This window comes from Novacetimonas hansenii JCM 7643 (assembly GCF_000964405.1).
Taxonomy (GTDB): Bacteria; Pseudomonadota; Alphaproteobacteria; order Acetobacterales; family Acetobacteraceae; genus Novacetimonas; species Novacetimonas hansenii.
Genome location: NZ_BANE01000095.1, coordinates 1 through 3,575, shown reverse-complemented (window position 1 = coordinate 3,575; position 3,575 = coordinate 1). Strand labels below are relative to the sequence as shown.

Sequence of the window (3,575 nt, the reverse complement as noted above, 5' to 3'; positions counted from 1 at the left end):
CGCGACTGGGCTCATGGGTCATAGCAAAAACAAATTGGTATAAGCACTGATGGCTGGGAGGTGCAGGCTCCACGCAACGCACATGGCGCATGGTCCTTTTACTTTCGAGCGAAGGGTGGCTATTTCATCGAAGTGACTACATTAACGTCGGTTCGCACCGAAGAAGCATATCAAGAAAACTCACAATAATGCCCAGTATGAATGGCTGAATAACCTGAACTGCCTGCCTGATCTACGATGTGGGATCCGACAGGCAGCAACCGCCTTCATGTCGGTCGTTTGGACCACAAGGTTGTTTGCCAAATAGCGGACATCAGCGCTTTAAAGCCTCGTTGCAGAGATTGTCTGGATCTCACTAATTGTACCTCTTGAATGATCCCAAGACACAGACGGGCAACCCATGGACGTTGCGATGAAAATTTCAGCGATACGGAATTGTGATCGGATCATATGACAAGCACGCCCTTATATCCTTGTCATACTGCCCTATAGTATGACAAGGATACTCAAGGGTAGTATATTCGGGAGTAAGCGTTCGTGCCGCACACACCAGCTGAGAAAAAGCGCGTTCTGACCCGCGTGCGCCGTATTCGCGGGCAACTTGATGCGCTGGAACAGGCTTTGGAGAAGGGAACTGATTGCGGTCCGGTGCTGCAACAGGTGGCGGCTATCCGGGGAGCGATCAACGGATTAATGGCCGGTGTCCTCGAAAGCCATCTGCGGGAAGAATTTGTTGAGTGTGCCGGTGATCGTGATGCTGCCAGTGGTTCGATCGAGAATGTGGTGTCACTCGTTCGATCCTATCTCCGGTAATGCCCTCGATGCTGGCTGATAGGTTATTTGGAGAAAAAATCATGAAATCACGGGCCGCAGTTGCTTTCGAGGCGGGTAAGCCCCTTGAGATTGTCGAGATCGATGTAGCGCCTCCTCGTGCTGGTGAGGTGCTCGTGCAGATCACGCATACGGGTGTGTGCCACACTGATGCGTTTACCCTGTCAGGGGATGATCCCGAGGGACTGTTCCCAGCCGTTTTGGGTCACGAAGGCGCGGGAATTGTCATCGAGGTCGGAGAAGGCGTAACCAGCGTTGCCCCCGGCGACCATGTCATTCCGCTTTACACGGCGGAATGCGGTGAATGTCTGTTCTGTAAGTCGGGAAAAACCAATCTCTGCATTTCAGTGCGCGCCACACAGGGTAAAGGTGTGATGCCGGATGGCACGACACGCTTCTCCTACAAAGGTCAGCCGATCCATCATTACATGGGGTGTTCGACGTTCAGCGAATACACGGTTGTCGCCGAGGTTTCTCTGGCAAAAATCAATCCCGCATCCAATCCAGGGCATGTCTGTCTGTTGGGATGTGGCGTCACCACAGGGATTGGTGCGGTACACAACACGGCCAAGGTGCAGCCGGGAGATACGGTTGCCGTCTTCGGTCTGGGCGGGATCGGTCTGGCGGTCATTCAGGGAGCGCGACAGGCAAAGGCTGGCCGGATTTTCGCTATTGATACCAACCCGGAAAAGTTTGAACTTGCCAAAGCATTCGGCGCCACGGAATTCCTCAACCCCAAGGATTATGACAAACCGATTCAGCAGGTTCTTGTGGAAATGACCGGCTGGGGTATTGATCATACATTTGAATGTATCGGAAACGTCAACGTCATGCGCGCGGCGTTAGAAGCCGCGCATCGTGGGTGGGGGCAGTCGATCGTCATCGGGGTGGCAGGGGCCGGTCAGGAAATTTCGACCCGTCCCTTCCAGCTTGTGACGGGGCGTTCGTGGCGCGGCTCGGCTTTCGGTGGGGTCAAGGGACGCAGCCAGCTTCCCGGCATGGTCGAAGATGCCATGCGTGGCGATATCGAACTTGCGCCTTTCGTAACCCACACCATGCCGCTCGAAGACATCAATACGGCCTTCGATCTGATGCATGAAGGAAAATCCATCCGTTCCGTCATTCATTTCTAAGGTCTGCGTCTCACCGCGCAACATCATTTCCAATGGTTGGAAATTACAGGAGAACGATCATGGCAGTTATTTCCGGTGACGGTGTTTTCTCTCACGTTTTTCTTGGGGCAGTGGATACTGCGGTATCCGCGAAATTCTATGACGCCGCGCTTGCGGCTCTGGGCATAAAAAACCTGGGGCCGTTCGGGCATGGGTGGATTCTGTATGGCCGCGAAAAGCCAGCCTTCATCATTGCACGTCCAGGCAACGGTGAAGCGCCCTCAAGCAACGGTGTCACCATCGGTTTTGCAGCAGCGACACCCGCCGAAGTGGAGGCTTTTCATGCCGCAGGTCTTGCCAATGGGGGAACCGATGAAGGCGCACCCGGCCCGCGAAGCCACTTACCGGGCGCTTACGCTGCCTATCTCCGGGATCCGGCAGGGAACAAGATCTGCAGTTATACCTTCACGGACGGTAACTGACATGCGCAAAAGGCAGTGAGAGCCATGGAACGCAAGGAAACACACGCCTCTTTTGGGGGTGTGCAGGAAGTCTGGCGACACAAGTCCGTGTCGTTGGGTGTGGAAGCAAACTTCGCGATCTACCTGCCGCCGCAGGCAAAAACTGAAAAGGTTCCCGTTCTTTACTGGCTCTCCGGTCTGACATGTACGGAGCAGAATTTCATTGGCAAGGCTGGCGCGCAACGCGTGGCCGCAGAACTGGGCATCGCCATTGTCGCGTCGGATACCAGTCCACGGGGCGTGGGTGTGGCTGATGACGATGCGTACGATCTTGGACAGGGTGCCGGATTTTACCTCAATGCGACGCAGGAGCCGTGGGCTGCGCATTATCGGATGTATGATTACGTCGTCACGGAACTTCCTGCGCTGATTGAGGCGAGCTTTCCGGTTACGCAGCAGCGAGGCATTGCGGGACATTCGATGGGTGGATTTGGCGCCATCATGATCGCGCTGCGTAATCCTGGCCGCTATCGTTCTGTGTCAGCCTTTTCACCCATTGTGGCGCCAACGCAGGTACCATGGGGTGAAAAAGCATTCAGTGCTTATCTGGGTCCGGATCGTGCCAGTTGGGCAGCCTATGACCCGCTTGAACTTGTGCGGACAGCGAAGGAAAGACTGCCTGTTCTGATAGATCAGGGTCTGGCGGACCAGTTTCTGAAAGAACAGCTCAGACCAGAACTGTTCCAGGAAGCCGCACAGAATGCAGGGCAGGAACTCATCCTGAATCTTCGTCCTGATTACGATCACAGCTATTATTTTGTAGCCAGTTTTATTGCAGATCATCTTAGATATTTCGTGAGTAAACTACGATGAACAGATTGTCAGATTTTTTGGATCCGCGCTTTTCTGGCTTCGGGTGGAGACGAAATCTGTTAGGGGCGTCTTTGAAACTGTGGAATTAACTGGCGGCTTTCTGCATCTTTTGTCCGGAAGCAGACATTCCGTTTGCCCCCCATTGCCGACCTTTTCTGCCGGAAAAGCGGGTGCGGGTTTGTCTCGGTGTAGCCGTCAGAGTCAGAGTGCTGCGCGAGTTTTCGTGACGGGTTGAGAGGGTGGGGGAGAGTCTCCTGTCCGCCCGTCATGGAGTTTTTCGCCATGGCGACCGCTATTC

Annotated in this window: 4 protein-coding genes and 1 pseudogene; all 5 read left to right on the top strand. The window is 54.4% G+C overall.

From position 1 onward, the window contains the following. Window positions 1-39 precede the first annotated feature (39 nt). A pseudogene (locus B7G66_RS19045) lies at window positions 40-189 on the top strand (VOC family protein); the annotation flags it as partial. A gap of 348 nt (window positions 190-537) precedes the next feature. After that, window positions 538-813 (top strand): formaldehyde-responsive transcriptional repressor FrmR, encoded by a 276-nt coding sequence (gene frmR / locus B7G66_RS07530; protein WP_025829448.1) that lies wholly within the window; start codon window positions 538-540, stop codon window positions 811-813. A 41-nt stretch (window positions 814-854) separates the two neighbouring features. After that, window positions 855-1,964, top strand: coding sequence for an S-(hydroxymethyl)glutathione dehydrogenase/class III alcohol dehydrogenase (locus B7G66_RS07525; protein ID WP_003618980.1), 1,110 nt, complete (start codon window positions 855-857; stop codon window positions 1,962-1,964). Window positions 1,965-2,023: 59 nt separating this feature from the next. Beyond that, window positions 2,024-2,425 (top strand): VOC family protein, encoded by a 402-nt coding sequence (locus tag B7G66_RS07520; RefSeq protein ID WP_003618982.1) that lies wholly within the window; start codon window positions 2,024-2,026, stop codon window positions 2,423-2,425. Window positions 2,426-2,449: 24 nt separating this feature from the next. Then, entirely contained in the window at window positions 2,450-3,277 is an 828-nt protein-coding gene (gene fghA / locus B7G66_RS07515) for an S-formylglutathione hydrolase (RefSeq protein WP_003618986.1), read from the top strand. Window positions 3,278-3,575 lie beyond the last annotated feature (298 nt).